The organism is Profundibacterium mesophilum KAUST100406-0324 (assembly GCF_009835145.1).
Taxonomy (GTDB): Bacteria; Pseudomonadota; Alphaproteobacteria; order Rhodobacterales; family Rhodobacteraceae; genus Profundibacterium; species Profundibacterium mesophilum.
Map to the genome: position 1 here is coordinate 1 of NZ_APKE01000005.1, position 18671 is coordinate 18671.

Below are 18671 nucleotides of genomic sequence, written 5' to 3' on the forward strand. Positions count from 1 at the left end.
ACTCCTGCCCTAATCTCCGTCAGGTGCGAAATCTCAGGTCAGGTGAGAATTGGGAAGGTGCGGGCCAGGAAACGCTTACACATGCCGGCATTCGGCCGCAGGGCGAAGCGGTAGGGGTAGGGGGCGCCGGCCTCCTCGAGCCGCCGTGCGAGCGCCGCAAGGGCACGCCCGTCGTGATCGAAATCGATCCCCTGCAGCACCGCGATATCGGGATCGACACGTGCCAGTTCCGACACGACCCAGGCGGCGCGCCCGGCAAGCGGCTCCGCGCGCAGCGTGCGCAGAAGGAGGCCGGGCCCCTTCGCGGAGAGTTCCGTGTTGTAGGTGGCGATGCGCAGGAGGGTGCCCTCGGCGCGCGGCAGGGGCATGTCCGGGGAGGCTTGTTCCGTCTGGGCGCCGGCGGCCGTCATGCCGTGAAGGGGGCAGGCGCCGAGGAGTGCGGCGCCAAGGAGTGCCCGAAGGCCTGTCAGGCGACCAGGAATGCGCTCTCCATGTCGCTCGTGTTCTGGCGCTTTTCGCTGATCATCGCGGCGACGCGGCTCATCGCGATGCCGCGCATGAAGAGCGAGGCCGGCAGGAAGGACCAGGCGGCGACGGCCCAGATCGTCGTTTGCGGATCCTCGAGCGAGAGCGAGCCGAAGACCGAGGAGGCCGCGTTCACCGCGGCGGGCATCGCGAAGGGCAGCATGAAGCCGAGCGCGATATTCACCCGCCCGTCGCGCCGCAACCTGTAGACCACGTCGCCATTGGCGGTGGGATCGAAAGTGGGCAGGTTGACCCAGACGTTGAACTGTCCACCGCGCAGCGGCCAGTCGCGCCGGCGGATCGCCAGGATGAAGACGGCCATCGACAAGAGCGAGGCGAGATAGGCGAGTCCCGCCGAGGTGCGCAGCATGAACAGGCTTTCATCCGAGGTTCCCTCGGGCAGCATCAGGATCACGAGGCGCACCGGGCTGAAGGGGAAGTCGATCGAACTTGCCACGATATGCCCGGCCACGGCGAGGAAGGTGCTCAGGCTGGATGGCATCTGCTGCCCGCGCGCGATCAGCGACAGGAGCACCACTGTGAGCAGCAGCGAGAAGAAGCGGATGCGGTTGAAAGGGGGCGCGTCGCGGAATTCGAACAGGCACGGGTAGTTCGAGCCGTATTCAAAGATCGTCAGGATGGCGGCGCAGATGGCGATGAGCGCGACGATCTGGGCCCCGTCCGCGCCGACATTGGGCAGCATCAGGGACGGACTCATGATGAGCATGGCGACGAGAATGCCGCGGAAAATTGCCCCTGCCAATCTTACGATCACTGCCCTAGTCCCTCAGCCTGGACGGCACCGATGCGCTGCCAGTGCCTGGTCCCAACTTGATTCCGCCCCCAGGGGCGGTGTGCCTCATTCTTGCCCAACTTTGGCCTACTTTCGCTACGCCGATCAAGGTTCCTCATATCCTTGCGAAATTGTAAGGCGTTTTCGTGGAAAACCTGGTGCGGTAATGCATCAAGCTTGCAACGTAAAAGGGGCCAGCCGAATGGCTGGCCCCATATGTTGTGCCCGGTGGGCGGCAGGCCCCAATGAGCCGCCATGTCTAACGTCGTCCCCCTGTCAGACCCAAGGGCGCGACTGTGCGGCCCGGCTCTCGAATCCCTCGATCGCGGAGGCCTTCTCGAGCGTGAGAGCGATATCGTCGAGCCCGTTGAGCAGGCAGTGCTTGCGGAAGCTGTCGATCTCGAAGGGGAAGACCTCGCCGGTGGAGGCGGTGATCTCCTGACGCTCCAGGTCGACCGTCATACGGGCATTGGCCCCCTTGCGCGCATCCTGCATCAGCGTCTCGACCTGCTCTGCGGGCAGGACCACCGGCAGGATGCCGTTCTTGAAGCAGTTGTTGTAGAAGATGTCGGCGAAGCTCGGCGCGATCACGCAGCGGATGCCGAAATCGAGGATTGCCCAGGGCGCGTGCTCCCGGCTCGATCCGCACCCGAAGTTCTCGCCGGCCACGAGGATCTCGGCGTCACGATAGGCAGGCTTGTTCAGGACGAAATCCGGCTTTTCGGCCCCGTTCTCGTCGAAGCGCATCTCGTCGAAGAGATTCTTGCCAAGCCCCGTGCGCTTGATCGTCTTGAGGAACTGCTTGGGGATGATCATGTCGGTGTCGACATTGATCAGCGGCAGCGGAGCGGCCACCCCGGTGAGTGTCTCGAACTTGTCCATCACATCATCTCCCTGACATCGGTGAGCCGGCCGGTGACGGCGGCCGCGGCCGCCATCGCGGGGCTCATCAGGTGGGTGCGCCCGCCCTTGCCCTGCCGGCCCTCGAAATTGCGGTTGGAAGTCGCGGCGCAGCGCTCGCCGGGGGCAAGCTGATCGGGGTTCATCGCAAGGCACATCGAGCAGCCCGCGAGACGCCATTCGAAGCCCGCGTCCTTGAAGATGTCGGCGATGCCCTCTTCCTCGGCCTGCGCCCGCACGAGGCCGGAGCCCGGCACGACCATGGCCCGGAGCCCGTCCTTGATCTTCTTGCCCTTCAGGATCGCGGCGGCGGCGCGCAGGTCCTCGATCCGCCCGTTTGTGCAGGAGCCGATGAAGACGGTGTCGATCTCGATCTCGCTGAGCGGCGTACCGGGGGTCAGGCCCATGTAGTCGAGCGAGCGCTGCGCGGCCTCGATCTTGCCGCCGCCGAAGCTGCCGGGCTCGGGAACGCGGCCGGTGATCGGCAGCACGTCCTCGGGAGAGGTGCCCCAGGTGACGACGGGGGCAATGTCCTCGCCACGCAGGGTGATGACCTTGTCCCACTGGGCGTCATCGTCGGAATGCAGGGTCTTCCACCATTCCATCGCCGCCTCCCATTGCGCGCCCTTGGGCGCGTGGGGCCGGCCCTTCACGTAATCGAAGGTCGTCTGGTCGGGCGCGACGAGACCGGCACGCGCGCCGCCCTCGATCGCCATGTTGCAGACCGTCATCCGGCCCTCCATCGACAGCGAGCGGATGGCCTCGCCGCAATACTCGATGACATAGCCGGTGCCGCCGGCGGTGCCGGTCTTGCCGATGATCGACAGGGTGATATCCTTGGCGGTGACACCGGGGGCGAGCGTGCCGGTGATCTCCACCTTCATGTTCTTGGACTTCGTCTGGATCAGCGTCTGGGTGGCGAGCACATGCTCGACCTCCGACGTGCCGATGCCATGGGCGAGCGCCCCGAAGGCGCCATGCGTGGCGGTATGCGAATCGCCGCAGACCACGGTCATGCCCGGAAGCGTCCAGCCCTGCTCGGGGCCGACGATGTGCACGATCCCCTGGCGGATGTCGGAGACCGGGTAGTAATGCACCCCAAACTCGCGCGCGTTGGTATCGAGCGCCTCGACCTGGATGCGGCTTTCCTCGTTGTCGATGATGCCGTTGTTGCGCTCCAGCGTGGTGGGCACGTTGTGGTCGGGAACGGCGATGGTCTTGTCCGGCGCATGGACCTTGCGCCCCGCCATGCGCAGCCCCTCGAAGGCCTGCGGGCTCGTCACCTCGTGGACGAGGTGGCGGTCGATGTAGAGAAGGGTGGTGCCGTCTTCGGCCTCATGGGCGACATGGGCGTCCCAGATCTTGTCGTAGAGGGTCTTGCCGGTCATCGGAAAAGCTTTCATGGGGGGTGAACTGGACAACGTAAGGCAGCCGGCGGGCCGCCGGCGGCGCAGCTACAGTCGGGCGCACAGCGCAAGGTCCAGCCTGTGGAACCTCCAAGGCAGTCGGGTGCGGTCGGCCAGATCGAATACACGTATCATGGCTTCGTGAAATACAGTCGATCACGCCGCCTATCAAGGCTGAGGCGTCGGGCCGGCCCGCGCCGCCGCGCAAGCCCCCGGGGCAGGTCGTCCCTTCGGTGCCGAGGCTCGGGCCCGGGCGGGGCGGGGCGGGCGCCGGGATCGGCCCGGTTTTCGTCATCGCCGGGCGTTCCTCCATGCCCATGCCCATGCCCATGCCCATGCCCATGCCGCCCGCACGCCCGTGAAGATTGCCATGCGCGCGATCCGTGCGCCGGGACCGGTATTCCTCGTCGTTCCCGGCCGGCGGACCATGGCCCCCGCGCCTCTCCGCAGCCCCGTTCCGGTGCGGCGACGGGACCCTCCGGATCATGCCCGGCGCGCCCCGGTTTCCGGTCCCCGGAATGCGCATTTGCAAGAATAAAGGCGAATGTGATCGACCACTTCTGGCCAGCGTGGCGGCGGCGCTCTAGGATTGGATCGTCATACGAGGGTGGGGGACCGCAGTGTCAGATTATGATTCGAGAAGCCGCATGACAGGGGCGGCGGTCATGTTCATTTGCGCGGCCGGTGCCGTGGCCGCGCAGACGGTCACGTTCGAGACCCCCGGCGCGGATGGCGATCTTGCGGAGACGCTGCGCGAATCCTCGCTTCTCGTGGCAGCGGAGGGCGAGGACGTCACCAACGCGCAAGAGCTGCTCGCCGCGGCGCGTGCCGATTACGGCCGGCTCGTCGGGGCGCTCTACTCCGAGGGACATTTCGGCGGCATCGTCAGCATCCTCGTCAACGGGCGCGAGGCGGCCGAGATCCCGCCCCTCGCCCCCCTGGGAGCGGTAGAGCGGATCGCGGTCACCGTCAGGCCGGGCCCCGTCTACACCTTCGGGCGGGCCGAGGTCGCGCCGCTGGCGCAGCAGACCGAGCTGCCGGAGGGATTCGCGGCAGGCCAACCGGCACGGACCCCGGCGATCGAGGACGCGGGACAGGCGGCCCTGACCGGCTGGCGCGAGGAGGGCCATGCAAAGGCCGCCGCCGCCGGACAGGACATCACGGCGCGCCATGCGCAGAACCAGCTCGATGCCGCCATCGCCATCGCGCCCGGACCGCGCGTCACCTTCGGGGACCTGATCCTGCGGGGCGGCGACAGCGTGCGCCCGGCGCGGCTGCGCAAGATCGCGGGCCTTCCCAGCGGCGAGATCTTCTCACCCTCCGAACTGGAGCGTTCGGCCCAGCGCCTGCGCCGCACCGGGGTCTTCTCGGCCGTGGCGCTGACCGAGGCGGAGACGCTGGAGCGCGATGGCAGCCTCGACATCATCGCCACGCTCACCGAGCAGAAACCCCGCCGCTTCGGCTTCGGCGCCGAGATCAGCTCGGTCGAAGGCGTGACCCTGTCGAGCTTCTGGCTGCATCGCAACCTGCTGGGCGGGGCGGAGCGGCTCCGCGTCGAGGGCGAGGTCTCGGGGATCGGCGGCAAGACGGGCGGTATGGATTACAGCTTCGCCACCCGCTACAGCCGTCCGGCGACGCTGACCCCCGATACCGATCTTTACGTCCTGGCCGAGCTCGCGCGTCTGGAGGAGCCCGACTACACCTCGCGGATCGGCAGCGTGGGCTTCGGTTTCAAGCATATCTTCAGCGAGGAGCTGGAGGCCGAGCTGGGCGTTGCCTACCGTTTCTCCCGCGTGACCGATGCCCGCGGCGAGACCGATTACAGCATGCTCACCTTCCCGGGCGAAGTGACCTACGACACGCGCGAGAAACCGCTCGACGCGGCGCAGGGCGTCTATCTGAAAGCCGACCTGACGCCTTTCGCGGGGTTCGGCGAGACCGGCAGCGGCGCACGCCTGACCTTCGATACCCGCAGCTATGTCGGCTTTGGCGATGAGGACCGGATCGTGCTGGCGGGCCGGGTGCAGGGCGGCTCGATCATCGGTGCCGAGCTGACATCCGTGCCCAACGACTACCGCTTCTACTCGGGCGGCGGGGGCAGCGTGCGGGGGCAGGACTACCAGTCGCTCGACGTGACCCTGCCCGATGGCACCTCCTCCGGGGGCGCCTCCTTCGTCGGGCTTTCAGGGGAATTGCGCGGCCGGGTGACCGACAAGATCGGCGTCGTGGCCTTCGCCGATTACGGTTATGTCGGCGATGAGACTTTCGGCGGCAATGGCGACAGCCACGCGGGGGCCGGTCTCGGGCTGCGCTACCTGACCCCGATCGGGCCGATCCGGCTCGATGTTGCCGCGCCGGTGAGCGGCGGTGGCAGCGGATTTGATGTATATGTTGGCATAGGGCAGGCGTTCTGATGCACAGGTTTCTGGTTCTTCTCACCGCGATCTTCATGCTGGCCCTGCCGGTCCATGCCCAGGATGACGAGGATGACGGCGGCGGCTTCCTGGAACGCCAGATCGAGAAGGCCCTCTCGGGGCCCGGCTTCGATGTGCGCATCCGCGGCTTCGAGGGCGCGCTGAGCTCGCGCGCGACCATCGAGACGCTGGTCATCTCCGACGATGAGGGTGCCTGGCTCACGCTCGAGGACGCGGTGCTGGACTGGAACCGCTCGGCGCTGCTGCGCGGGCGGCTGGAGGTCGAGGAGCTTTCGGCCGTGCGCCTGTCGATCCCGCGGCTCGCGAACGCCGACCCGTCGGCCCCCGCTCCCGAGGCCACGCCGTTCAGCCTGCCGGACCTGCCGGTTTCCGTGCGTATCGAGAAGCTCGCGATCGACAGGGTCGAGCTGGGCGAGCCGATTCTCGGACGCCCGGCCGTCGTCACCCTCGCCGGCGCCGCCTCGCTCGACGATGGAGAGGGGGAGGTTTCGATCAATGCCGAACGGCTCGACGGCGACCTCGGCACGCTGACGCTTGCCGGCAGCTATGCCAATGACGACAAGGTGCTCACCCTCGATCTGTCGCTCGTCGAGGGGCCCAACGGCATCGTCGCGAGCCTTGCCGACCTGCCGGGGCGCCCGGCGCTCACCGCCGAGATCAAGGGCAGCGGTCCGCTTTCCGATTTCGAGGCGGCCCTGACGCTGGAGACGGACGGCGAGCCGCGCATCGCGGGAACCGTGACGCTCAAGGAGGACGCCGATGGCGGCGCCCGCCGCTTCGCCGCCGATATCAGCGGCGACATCGCGCCCGTCTTCTCGCCGACATACCGCCCCTTCTTCGGGCCGGACATCTCGCTCAGGGCGGCTGGGGCGCAGTTCCCCGACGGCCGCCTCGTGCTCGACGATTTCAGCCTTGCCGCGCAGTCGCTCCTGCTGGAGGGTTCCGCCGCGCTGGGCGCCGACAAGGTGCCGGAGCGTTTCGCGCTCACCGGGCGGATCGCGGGCGAGGACGGCCCTGTCCTCCTGCCTTTCGGCGCGGGCGATACGCGGGTGCGGCAGGTCATTCTCGACCTGGGCTTCGACGCGTCGCAGGGCGAGGCGTGGTCCGGCGAGGTGGTGATCAGCGAGCTGCAGCAGAACGACCTGGAGATCGAGGAGCTGCGTCTCGACGGCGCCGGCGTGATCTCGCAGGATGACACGCTCGCCGTCACGGCGAATTTCGACTTCATCGCCGACGGTCTGTCGCTCGACGATGGCGGGTTGCAGCAGGCGCTGGGCCGCCGCACGCAGGGCCGGGCCGAGATCGCATGGGTCAGCGGAACGCCGGTGCAGCTCGGCCAGCTCGTGCTCGACGGGGCCAGCTACAGGCTCGAGGGGCAGGGGCAGCTCGATCCCGCCGGCGAAGGCATCCCGGCGGCCCTGACGGCCACGCTCGAGGCCGAGGACCTGGCGCCGTTCTCCGGTCTTGCCGGACGGCCCATCAGCGGTGGCCTCACGGCAGACCTGTCGCTCGAGGCGGCGGTGCTCAATGGCGCGTTCGACGTGGCGCTGACCGGCACCGGACGCGACCTGATACTGAGCATTCCGCAGATCGACGGCCTGCTCGAGGGCGAGACGCAGCTGGTGCTGCGGGCCGACCGCGACGAGACCGGCACGCGGCTCGAACAGCTGACGCTGGATGGCGCGCATGTCGAGCTGACGGCGAATGCCGATCTCAAATCCGAGGCGAGCGAGGCACGCGCCGAGCTTGCGATCGCGGAGCTTTCGCGCATGGACCGTGCCCTGTCGGGGCCGGGCCGCGTCGTGCTGACCGCCCGCCAGGAGGCCGAGATCTGGCAGGTCGCGCTCGAAGGCAGCGGGGCGGGCGCCACGGTGAGCGGATCGGGAACAGCGGGCCAGTTCGACAGCACACCGCTGATCACCGGCACGGTGACGCTCGATGCCGAGGATCTCGCGCGCTTCTCGGGGCTTGCCGATCGCCGCCTTGGCGGCAGCGTGGCCCTTTCGCTCGCCGGCTCGGCGCGAACCGATCTGAGTGCGCTCGATCTGACGGCCGAGGGCACCGCGCGCGATCTGCGCATCGGGCAGGCCGAGCTCGACCGCCTGATGGGCGGCGAGACGGTTCTCGATCTGGCCGCGACCAAGGCGGGCAAGGAAATCACCCTGTCGCGCCTGTCGCTGGAGAACCCGCAGATCACCGCCTCGGGAGAGGGCCGCTATGCCCCGGCGAGCGGCGCGGTGGACGCACGGATCCGCCTGTCGGAGCTCGGCGAGATCATGCCCGAGCTTTCCGGCCCCGGAACCCTGGAGCTTGATGCCAGCGGCGCCGACGGCATCTGGACCGTGGTCCTCGACGGTGCCGGCGCGGGGATCACCCTTGCCGCCGATGTCGATGTCGAAGGGCTCGACCAGCCCGTGCAGCGCGTCACCGGCGACGTCGCGATCCGCGCAGAGGAGATCGCGCCCTTCGCGCGGCTCGCCGGTCGCCCAATCGCGGGCGGGATCGCCCTGACCATCGATGGAACCGCCACCACCGACGCGATGTCGATCGATGCCAGCGTCGAGGGAAGCCTGCGCGATCTGCAGATCGGACAGGAGGATATCGACCGCCTTCTCGCCGGCCAGACGGCGATCGACGCGCAGCTGACGCGGGAGGGCAGCCAGTTCGGTGCGCCGCGCCTGCGTGTGGAAAATCCGCAGATGAGCCTTGCCGGCGGCGGCACCTACAGCCCCGAGAATGGCCAGGCCGAGCTACAGCTGACCCTGGCCGAGCTGGGCGACGTGGTGCCCGAGCTCTCCGGCCCGGCGCGGCTCGTGCTCGATGCCCAGGGCGAGGATGGCGTGTGGCAGGCGGTGCTCGAGGGCGAAGGGGCGGATGTCGTCCTGAACGCCGATGTCGCGATCGAGGGGCTGGCCGAGGAGGTGCAATCGCTCGCCGGGCGCGCCAGCTTCAGCGCCGCCGACCTGTCGCGCTTCGAGCGCCTCGCGCAACGTCCCCTCGGGGGCGCGCTTTCGCTCGATATCGAGGGCAGCGGCAACAGTGACCTGGCCGAGCTGACGGTGACGGCGAATGGCGAGGCACGGGACCTCTCCCTTGGCCAGCCCGATCTCGACCGGCTCCTGGCCGGCACCACCACCATCGCGCTCGAGACCGCGAAATCGGGTGACGAGATCACCCTGCCGCGGGCAAGGATCGAGAACCCGCAGATCAGCGTCGCCGGCGAGGGACGCTACAGCCCGCAGAACGGTGCCGTCACGGCGCAGGTCGCGGTCGCCGAGCTTGGCGCGATCGTGCCCGAGCTTTCGGGGCCGGCGACGGTGACGCTCGATGCATCCGGCGAGGGCGGCCTGTGGACGGTGCTGCTCGATGGCGAGGGGGCGGGGATCACGCTCGCCGCCGATACCGAGCTTACCGATCTCGACCAATCGGCATTCACCATCGGCGGCACGGCCGCCCTCGGGGCGGCCGATCTGGCGCGGTTCTCGCGGATCGCGGGACGTGATCTTGCCGGCAGCGTTCAGCTTGCCCTCGAAGGCAGCGCCACGAGCGATTTCGCGCGCGCCGAGCTGGACGCGGAGGGTACGCTCAGGGATCTCGCCGTGGGACAGGCCGAGCTCGACCGGCTTCTCGATGGCACGACCGCCATGACCGCACGGATGCGCAAGAGCGGCGACGAGATCTTCCTGCCGCGCCTGCGCATCGCCAATCCCCGGTTGCAGGTCAACGGCGAGGGCCGCTACGCGCCCGAGCAGGGACAGCTGCGTGCCGACCTGCGCCTGTCCGAGCTGTCGCAGATCGTGCCCGAACTCAGCGGCGAGGCGGTGGCCGAGATCAATGCCGTGGGACAGGACGGCGTGTGGAACGTCGTCCTCGACGGGCGCGGCGCGGACGTGGCGCTCGATGCCGACCTGGAGCTGCGCGGGCTCGACCGCGAGGTGCAGAGCCTGAGCGGAACGGCGCAACTGGCGGCGGCCGAGCTTGGCCGCTTCTCCGGACTGGCCGGGCGCGAGCTTGGCGGTGCGATCACCCTGTCGATCGAGGGAAGCGGCACCAGCGACGCCGCGCGCGCCGATCTGTCCTTCTCGGGAGAAGCGCAGGATCTGGCGATCGGGATCGCGCAGGCCGACGCGCTTCTGGCCGGCCGGACCGTCCTGTCGGGCGAGGTGATGAAGCTTGGCAGCGTGATCGACATCCCCGCCCTTTCGCTGCGCAATCCGCAGATGGAGCTGAGCGCCGAGGGCCGCTACGGGGATGGCGGCGCGCTGGAGGCGCAGTTGCGCCTGACCGAGATCGGACAGCTCGCCGCCGGACTGAGCGGGGCGGCCACGGCGGAGATCGTTGCCGAGGAAATCGGCGCGGCCTGGCAGGTGACGCTCGATGCGGCCGGCGCGGGCGCGATGGTCGCGGCCTCCGCCGAGATCAGCGACATCGCCGGCGGCACGCCTCTCATCGAGGGCGACGCGCGCGTCGAGGCGGCGGACCTGGGACGCTTCTCGGGTCTGGCCGGCCGGCGCCTTGGCGGCAGTCTCGAGGCGCAGGCCTCTGGCGGGCTGCGCACCGACCTGTCGCGGTTCGACGTCGATCTTTCGGCCCGGACCCGCGGCCTGAGTGCCGGGCTGGGCACGGCGGACGGGCTGCTGGGCGGGCAGATGACGCTCGCGGCCAGCGCGTCGCGCGACGCGGCGGGCGATCCGATACGGCTCGAGCGTCTCTCGCTCGACGGATCGCAGCTTACCGCCACGGCGGATGGCACGATCCTGGGCGGGGCGAGCGATCTCGACTTCGCGGTCAGGATCGCCAACATCGCCCCCTTCGCCGCCGGCATCTCCGGTCCGGCACGTGTCGCGGGCAGCCTGCGCGAGGCCGGCAGCGGGCTTGCGCTCGACATCGAGGGGACCGGCCCCGGCGGGGTGGCGCTTGCCGTCGATGGAACGCTCGCACGCGACTTCTCGACCGCCGCGCTCGACGCGAGCGGACAGGTGCCGCTCGGGTTGGCCAACACCGTCCTGATGCCGCGCTCCCTGAATGGCACGGCGCGCTTCGATGTCTCGCTCGACGGCCCGCTTGCGCTTTCTTCGCTCTCGGGCGAGATCAGCACCAGCGGCGCGCGATTCGTCGATCCCGGCTTGCAGGCTGTGCTCGAGGATCTGGCCCTCACGGCGCGGATTGCGAACAGCCGCGTGGTGCTGGACGGCTCGGCGCGCAAGGATGAGGGCGGACGCGTGACCGTCTCCGGCCCGATCACCCTGCTGGGCGGGTTCGATGCCGATCTTCGCATCGCGCTGCAGCAATTCGTGGTCGAGGATCCCGAACTCTACAGGACGATCGTCGACGGCACGGTGGCCATCGAGGGTCCCCTGGCGGGCGGCGCGCGGATCGGTGGCACCCTGGTGCTGGGTCAGACGGATCTGCGCATCCCCTCGACCGGGCTCGGTGCGACGGGGCCGATCCCCGACGGCATCACCCATGTCAGCGAGCCGGAGGCGGTACGGGCCACGCGCCGGCGTGCCGGCCTGATCGAGGATGGGTCGGAGGATGGTGCGTCGGATGGCGGCGGCACGCGCGTCGCCTACCCGCTGGATCTGAGGATCATCGCCGAGAACCAGATCTTCATCCGCGGGCGCGGTCTCGATGCCGAGTTGGGCGGACAACTCACCCTACAGGGAACGACGGCGAACGTGATCCCGGCAGGGCAGTTCGACCTGATCCGGGGACGGATCGACCTTCTGGGCAAACGCCTTGTGCTCGATGAGGGGCAGGTGACGCTGCAGGGCGATTTCACCCCCTTCATCCGCTTCGTCGTGCGCACCGATACCGGCGACGTCACCGTGCTCATCGTCGTCGAGGGACCGGCGCTCAGCCCCGATATCGACTTCCTGTCGGAGCCGGAACTGCCCGAGGACGAGGTGCTGGCCCGCCTGCTCTTCGGACGCTCGATCGAATCGATCTCCGCGCTACAGGCGGCACAGCTCGCCTCCGCGGTCGCGACCCTTGCCGGGCGCGGCGGCGACGGGGTGATCGGCAAGCTGCGGCAGAATTTCGGCCTCGACGATCTGGACGTGACCACGGACGAGGAGGGAAATGTGGGCCTGCGTGCCGGCAAGTACATTTCCGAAAACGTCTATTCGGACGTGGCCGTCGGGAGCGAGGGCGACGCGGAGATCAATCTCAACCTCGACCTGACCCCGTCGCTGACGGTCAAGGGCGGGGCGTCGAGCAGCGGCGAGACGAGCCTCGGGATCTTCTTCGAGAAGGATTACTGACCGGCCATGCGCGCGGCGGCGCTTTTGGGCTCGCCGCGCGCATGGGGCCCGTGCCGAAGCACCGCCGGCATGAGAGGGTGCGCCCCCCGGCGGAGCCGCACCGACACCGGAGACGGACGGCCCCCGAATGCCGCCCACCCACGGGGGGGGGGGGGGGCGTGACCTTCGTGTTGGTTCCCTAACAAAGAAAAAGGCATGCGCATCGCATCCCCATCGGGCAGTGCATCATGCTCATCGCGCACCGACCGGCCGAAAGAGCAAAGCCACTCATAGGGAGCGCGCTGGCCCACTCCGCATCACAAGGCCGAGGGTGCGCCGGGGGCCTCGACCACATGGCTCAGACCGCTGTCAGCCTGGGCGACCTATGTGGCAGTTCCTGCAAGGTATGACTGGCGGGACTGGAGCTTCGTTCCTGCTCGGACGGCTTTGCCGGACCACGCAATCCTCGCGGTAGCGGCGTGATGCGCAGGGTCGGCGGTTGAGCCGGACCGGCATGCGCGCCGAAAGCAAGGACCGTCCGGAGAGCAAGTTCCTGCTGCGTGGAGCTTGGGCAGAAAGGATAATTCAAAATAAATGCCTGCCGACCAGGGGCCGGCAGGCAGAGGGTGTTCATATCCAGCCGCGCGGAGCGGCATCCCCGTCCGGGGGCACGCGTTTTTCTGCGCGTCAGCGCCGGCGTTCCGCCGGATCGATCCTGACACGAAGCTCGCGGCGCTCGGGTTTGCCCGACCTGGCCACCAGTATCGCACCGGCCGCGGAGATCATTGCCAGCAGGAGCGGAATGAACGGCGTAAATTGCATCTGGAACCTCCGGGTTTGATTGCCGCATCATGCAGTCTGGGGGATCAACGTCAATCCCGGATGTCCTGTTCCGAATTTGGCAACAATAGCGCGGATCGACCGCGATCTACGCAACTTTCCGCCGAAGGTTCATTCGTTCGGAATGCGGGCTCTCAAACCATTTCGTCGGGAATGATCGGCAGATCGTGACCGAAGTCACGGGCCACGCGCACATTGTAGGGCAGGATGAACCCCTCGCGCTCCGACGGATCGCGCCGCGCGTTGCGGGCCGCCTGTGCCCGCAGGACCCGAACCGTGCGGTTGGGATCGCTGGCCATCCGCGCGCTGTCCTCCGGCAGCCAGTGATGCATCGCGCGCGACAGGGCATGGGCGGCGAAGCCGGGGGTCTGCACGTGCATTCCGGCCTCCGTGTCCCAGCGCAGGCTGCGCCCGTTGAGATTGGCCGAGGAGACGATGGCGGCGCGTTGGTCGAAGATGCAAAGCTTGGCATGGACATAGACGATGGGCGCGCCGAAATGGCGGTCCCGGTGTTCGGGGCCGTCCTGCAGGACCGGGCCGCGCGGTTGCGCCGGGGAGCCGAAGAAGACGCGCTTGCCGAAAGCCTTGCGCACGGTGGAGACGCAGCGCGCCTGGAGGAACTCGCCGAAGCGTGTGTCCAGTTTCTTGCGTTTCTGGAAGGCAATCACCTCGGGTGCCGCCGGAAGGATCATCGCCAGCGTCAGTTCGGGATCGCGCCGCGCGGCGGCGGCGAGGGCGCGGGCAAGGCCGCGGTCCCGAAAGAACTGCGTCTCGAAATAGATGAGCTTGTGCGAGGCGGCGACCTCGTCGAGAATGGTCTTGAGGATCGAGCGCCGGACCTTCTGCGGTGACAGATAGGGGCCGGACCAGCGGCGCTGCGACGACAGGGTCGTGACGAGACCGTGCTGCTCGGGGGGAGGGGCCTGCGCGCCGCGCACGATCTCCGGCACCGCGCGCAGGTAGTCCTCGGCGGCCTTCGCGACGGGTCCCCGGGTCATGATCTGCACATCGTGCCATGTCAGCTCGGCGGGCCTGTCATGCTCCAGCGTGTCGTAGCGGCGCTCGTTGAGGTCGAGCCCCCCGATATAGAGCGTCTCGCCGTCGATCACGGCGAGCTTCTGGTGATGCGAGGCGGGATAGAGAAGGGGCGGGCCGCTGCGGCGCAATGCGACATCGCCCGGCGGCACCTCGCCGCGCTGCAGGAAATCGGCAAGGCCGGGAAGATGGCGCATGGCGGAGCTGCGATGGGGAAGCTCCAGCGCGTTCAGCGCCTGGGCGATCTCGCGCAGCTCGCCGCTGACCTTTGGCCAGAGGCAGACACGCGGCAGCAGGCCGATCTTGGCCGGGTGAAGGCCGGGGCGCACCGTGACCCTGGCCTCGGGTCCGGCAAGCTCCGCCGCGGCCCAGATCTGCCGCAGGCTGGCCCAGGTTCCCTGGTGGGTGTCCCAGGAGACGATGGGATCGAAATCCGACAGGATGAGATCGAAGGAGATGCCGCGCGAGAAGGTATGGACGAGCAGGTCGAACCAGGTCTCGCCGATGGCCAGGCCCTCGTCGGAGCGTAGCTTGGTGGCGGGATCGAAGATGCGAAAGCCGGCGACGATCCGGTCCTCGGCCGAAAGAAAGGCCCGCTCGAGCGCGGGGAACGCCTCGGACGCCGTCAGGAAGAGCTGCGGCATGTCGGGGCCCGGCGCTTCACGCGCCTCGCCGGCTGCCGCGGTCTGGTGGGGATCGCGATTGTCGTCACGCATCACGCTGCTGCATCCTCGGCGGTGAAATCGCTGGGGCTGAATTTCACGTTGATCTCGTATTGCGTGCCGGTCTCGGTCACCTGCGACACGGCGCCCAGCTGCATGACGAAGGCGTTGATGAGCTGGCTTCCGAGCCCGGGCACCTCGCCCTCCGGCAGCGCGTTGACGGGCGTGCCGATCGAGTTGGAGATCACCAGCCTGACCTGTCCGGTCTCGTCTGCCGCCTTCAGAACGACGCTGATCCAGGGTTTCGCATCCGGGGTCGGGCGCCCGACATACTTGATCGCGTTGGTCGTGGCCTCGGTCACCAGCAGCGACAGGGGAACGGCCTGGTCGGGATAAAGGCTGACCGGGGCGATATCGAGTTCGAGATCGATGCCGGCCGCCGGCGTGATCGAATTGCGGGTGATCTGTGCCGTCAGCTCCTCGATCAGCGTATCGGCGCGCACGTTCGACAGGACCGACGCCTGGTAGAGATTGCGGTGGATCGTCGCGAGGCCGAGCACCCTGTCCTGCAGACGCTTCAGGACGAATTTCGTCTCCGGGCTCTGGGCCTTGCGGATCTGCATGTTGGTGATCGAGGCAATGAGCTGGAGGTTGTTCTTCACGCGGTGATGAACCTCCTTGAGAAGCACGTCCTTCTCGTGCAGCCCGTTCTCAAGCTCGGCCTCGTCGCGCGCGATCTGGTGGGTCATCGACACGAAAGCCTCGATCACCTCGCGCAGCTCCAGCGGCGCCTCGTCAAGATGGACATTGCTGAGCGTGCGCCGGGTGCTCGAGAAGGCGCGGATGTTCTGGCGCAACGAACGGATATGCCTGGTGACAAGGCGGTGAACCGCGAAATAGGCCACCGCGAGGCTGATCAGCCACATCAGGAACGGAAAGAGCACTGCCGACATGGCCGTGAGCCCGCCTGTGCGTCCGGCCGACGGCTCCCAGATGGAAAGCGCGTAGATCGAGCCCGGCAGGAGCGGAGCGACAGTATAGAGCCGCTGTGCACCGGTGCGGTCGACATCCTCGAAGGTTCCGGTCCCATTGCCGCCCAGCATCGAAAGCGCCCGGTTCACCGGAAGGCGATCGAGCGCGGTCTCAAGTCCGATTTGTGAGCTGAGGATGTCGCCGCGATCGTTGAAGGTGATCGTGTCGAGGGGACGGGGGCCGCCATTGTTCCCGGGCGGATTGATCACGATGGCGTCGTGGAGGAAGGACAGGATGACGTAGCCGTCGGGGCGGTTGCCGTCGACCACCGGCTCGACCACGTTGATCAGGTTGTCCTCGGTCTGGCGCGCGGTGAGCGTGGCGCCGACGAAGGGGAGGCCGGTCTCGACATATTGCGTGTGGGTCGCGGTGCTCGAAAGGTCGGTGCCCACAGCCGCGCTGCCGCAGCGCACTATCCCGTCCTCGGAGACATGGGCCGCGAAGGCGATATCCGTGATCGAGGAGGCATAGCGGTCGAGAACCGTGCTGCAGGTTTTCGGGTCCTCGTTATAGCCGGGGATGATCCGCGCGATCGACTGCGCCGCGCCGCGGGTATGCAGGATGACCTGCCGTTCGACCGCGGCCGCCTCGAGCGTCTCGCCGAGCAGGGCTGCCTCGAGCCGCGCGTCCGAATCCTCGATCACGCGGTAGGTCTGGACCATTGCAATGATGCCGATCGGAAGCAGCGCCAGCCCGAGCAGAAGTACGAGCCGGACATCGAGCCTGTTGAGCCCGTCGAAGCCTCTGAGCGGTGCAAGCATGGTCAGCGCTGATGCAGATTGGCAGCCATGACCGATGCTGTCGCTGCGTCGGTGATGACGGGATCCTCCCCGTCGGCCATTCCGAGAAGTTCGGTCAACCGCTTGCGTCCGCGATTGGCACGGCTCTTGATCGTCCCCACCGCCACGCCGCACATCTCGGCCGCTTCCTCGTAGGCAAAGCCCGATGCGCCGACGAGGATCAGCGCCTCGCGCTGCTCGACCGGGAGCTGTTCGAAAGCCTTCTGGAAATCGGCAAGGGCAAGACGCCCGTCATGGGCCGGCTTCTCCGAAAGGCTCGCAGCCATCACGCCGTCGACATCGGCGACTTCGCGGCGGGCCTTGCGGCGCGACGAGTAGAAGGCATTGCGCTGGATGGTGAAGAGCCAGGCGCGCAGGTTGGTGCCGGGCTTGAACTTCTCGATATTCTTCCACGCCTTCTCGATCGTGTCCTGCACGAGATCATCCGCCGCGGCGGAGTTGCGCGTCAAGGACATGGCGAAGGCCCTGAGTGCGGAAAGATGTTCGACCAGCTCATCACGCGGGTCGGCATTACTTGGCATTCGAGGGGTCCTGCTCTTTCAATCGGTTCAGCAGATCCTTAAACCGGTCAGGAACCTCTTCGACAGGTTCCTCCCGATACACGCGACGCAGGTTTTCATCGATCTGTCTCATCACTTTAGACACATCCTTGTTTTCTGTCATTCCGCGCCCACGCATAACTTTTTTCTGCCAGATTTTGGAACAAACGCCGGAGTTGCGAGTTTGGTTCCAACAAAAACGCCGAGAATATTGAGGAACACCTGCATATGACTGAGACGACAGCGCGCGGCGATATTTCTGCCACGATCGGTAGCGACCTTCCCTATCTCCGTCGCTACGCACGGGCGCTTACGGGCTCGCAAGGCACGGGTGACAACTACGCGGCGGCGACGCTGGAGGCGATCCTGCAGGACCGGTCGATCTTCTCCGACGGGTTGCAGCCGCGCGTCGCGCTCTTCCAGGCCTTCCACAAGATATGGTCCACGGCCGGCGCGCCCACCGCCGACACCGAGGATCCGCAGACCCGGATCGAGAGCCGCGCCCTCGACCACATGTCCGGCCTCACCAACAATACGCGCGAGGCGCTTCTTCTCTCGACCATCGAATCGTTCAGTTTCGAGGAAGTCGGCGAGATCATGGGCACCACCAGCGAGGAGGCCGAGAGCCTTGTCGGGATCGCGATCGCCGAGATGGAGCGGTCAATGGCCGGAAAGGTCATGATCATCGAGGACGAGGCGATCATCGCCATGGATATCCATTCCATCGTCACCGAGATGGGCCATGACGTCACCGGGATCGCGCGCACCCGCAGCGCGGCGGTCGAGCTTGGCTCCTCGGATCGTCCCGACCTCATCCTCGCCGACATCCAGCTTGCCGACAATTCGTCCGGCATCGACGCGGTGAATGACATCCTCGCGCAGTTCGGCGACATCCCGGTGATCTTCATCACCGCCTTCCCCGAGCGCCTGCTGACCGGCGACAAGCCCGAGCCGGCCTTCCTGATCTCCAAGCCCTACTCGGAGGATCAGGTCCGCTCGGCGGTCAGCCAGGCGATGTTCTTCGCCAGCACCGAAACGCTCAAGGCGCACGCCTAAGGGGGCGGAGCGGGGCGGGGCGGCGATCCCGCGGGCCGCTTCCTCTGTGCATCGAAATACCAGACACGAAAAAAAGGGTGGCTCCTCGGAGCCACCCTTTCATCGTTTCGAGCCTGACCTAGATCAGTTTGTCTTTTTCGCAGCGCCGAACACGATCGTTCCGACGAACAGCGCGACGAAGAAGAAGAACATGAGCTGGGCCAGCGCAGCCGTGCCAGCGGTTCCGCCGAAGCCCATCAGGCCAGCGAGAAGCGCCGCGCATAGAAATAGCATTGCCGTCTTTGTCACCCTTGTCTCCTTCGTGTAGAGCTCGGTTGGACAGGCAACACGTCCGTGCACGTGCGGTTCCGGGAAGCTTCGCGTTTTTACGGGTATTCCGCGGTCACGCTTGCGTGTTGACACCAAA

At 67.4% G+C, this 18671-nt stretch carries 13 protein-coding genes; 3 read left to right on the forward strand and 10 right to left on the reverse strand.

Features of this window, described 5'->3' with window-relative positions; all coding sequences use genetic code 11:
• Positions 1-38 precede the first annotated feature (38 nt).
• From PMES_RS01560 to leuC, 4 genes are all read right to left on the reverse strand, one after another.
• Positions 39-368: a hypothetical protein gene (locus PMES_RS01560; RefSeq protein ID WP_159963780.1), complete on the reverse strand. Its 330-nt coding sequence runs from the start codon at positions 366-368 to the stop codon at positions 39-41.
• 98 nt (positions 369-466) lie between these two features.
• Complete coding sequence (locus PMES_RS01565) at positions 467-1300, reverse strand: hypothetical protein (RefSeq protein ID WP_159963781.1); 834 nt, start codon at positions 1298-1300, stop codon at positions 467-469.
• A 294-nt stretch (positions 1301-1594) separates the two neighbouring features.
• Positions 1595-2200, reverse strand: a complete 606-nt coding sequence (gene leuD, locus PMES_RS01570; protein WP_159963782.1) for a 3-isopropylmalate dehydratase small subunit — start codon at positions 2198-2200, stop codon at positions 1595-1597.
• Positions 2200-3606 (reverse strand): 3-isopropylmalate dehydratase large subunit, encoded by a 1407-nt coding sequence (gene leuC, locus PMES_RS01575; protein WP_159963783.1) that lies wholly within the window; start codon positions 3604-3606, stop codon positions 2200-2202. The genes leuD and leuC overlap by 1 nt, the downstream gene beginning before the upstream one ends.
• Positions 3607-4289: 683 nt before the next feature.
• Here leuC and PMES_RS01580 point away from each other — a divergent pair.
• Both PMES_RS01580 and PMES_RS01585 read left to right on the forward strand, forming a co-directional pair.
• Complete coding sequence (locus PMES_RS01580) at positions 4290-6038, forward strand: autotransporter assembly complex protein TamA (RefSeq protein WP_236549657.1); 1749 nt, start codon at positions 4290-4292, stop codon at positions 6036-6038.
• Entirely contained in the window at positions 6038-12322 is a 6285-nt protein-coding gene (locus PMES_RS01585) for a translocation/assembly module TamB domain-containing protein (protein WP_159963785.1), read from the forward strand. Before PMES_RS01580 ends, PMES_RS01585 begins: the two co-directional genes overlap by 1 nt.
• Positions 12323-12988: 666 nt before the next feature.
• On the opposite strand, the gene PMES_RS16810 is transcribed toward PMES_RS01585, so the two are convergent.
• From PMES_RS16810 to PMES_RS01605, 5 genes are all read right to left on the reverse strand, one after another.
• Positions 12989-13123, reverse strand: a complete 135-nt coding sequence (locus PMES_RS16810) for a hypothetical protein (RefSeq protein ID WP_268892399.1) — start codon at positions 13121-13123, stop codon at positions 12989-12991.
• Between the two features lie 152 nt (positions 13124-13275).
• The gene (locus PMES_RS01590; RefSeq protein ID WP_236549661.1) at positions 13276-14892 is read right to left on the reverse strand and encodes a phospholipase D-like domain-containing protein; all 1617 of its coding nucleotides are present in this window, start codon (positions 14890-14892) and stop codon (positions 13276-13278) included.
• Positions 14892-16631 carry a sensor histidine kinase gene (locus PMES_RS01595; protein ID WP_159963787.1) on the reverse strand — a complete coding sequence of 580 codons (1740 nt, stop codon included), beginning with the start codon at positions 16629-16631 and terminating at the stop codon, positions 14892-14894. Before PMES_RS01595 ends, PMES_RS01590 begins: the two co-directional genes overlap by 1 nt.
• A 2-nt stretch (positions 16632-16633) precedes the next feature.
• Positions 16634-17191, reverse strand: coding sequence for an RNA polymerase sigma factor (locus PMES_RS01600; RefSeq protein WP_159963788.1), 558 nt, complete (start codon positions 17189-17191; stop codon positions 16634-16636).
• A complete protein-coding gene (locus PMES_RS01605; RefSeq protein ID WP_159963789.1) occupies positions 17181-17303 on the reverse strand; it encodes a NepR family anti-sigma factor in 123 nt (40 codons plus the stop codon). The genes PMES_RS01600 and PMES_RS01605 overlap by 11 nt, the downstream gene beginning before the upstream one ends.
• Positions 17304-17437: 134 nt before the next feature.
• On the opposite strand from PMES_RS01605, the gene PMES_RS01610 reads away from it, so the two are divergent.
• Positions 17438-18265 carry a response regulator gene (locus PMES_RS01610; RefSeq protein ID WP_159963790.1) on the forward strand — a complete coding sequence of 276 codons (828 nt, stop codon included), beginning with the start codon at positions 17438-17440 and terminating at the stop codon, positions 18263-18265.
• 123 nt (positions 18266-18388) lie between these two features.
• Here PMES_RS01610 and PMES_RS01615 read toward each other — a convergent pair whose 3' ends face one another.
• The gene (locus PMES_RS01615) at positions 18389-18553 is read right to left on the reverse strand and encodes a DUF1328 family protein (protein ID WP_159963791.1); all 165 of its coding nucleotides are present in this window, start codon (positions 18551-18553) and stop codon (positions 18389-18391) included.
• Positions 18554-18671 lie beyond the last annotated feature (118 nt).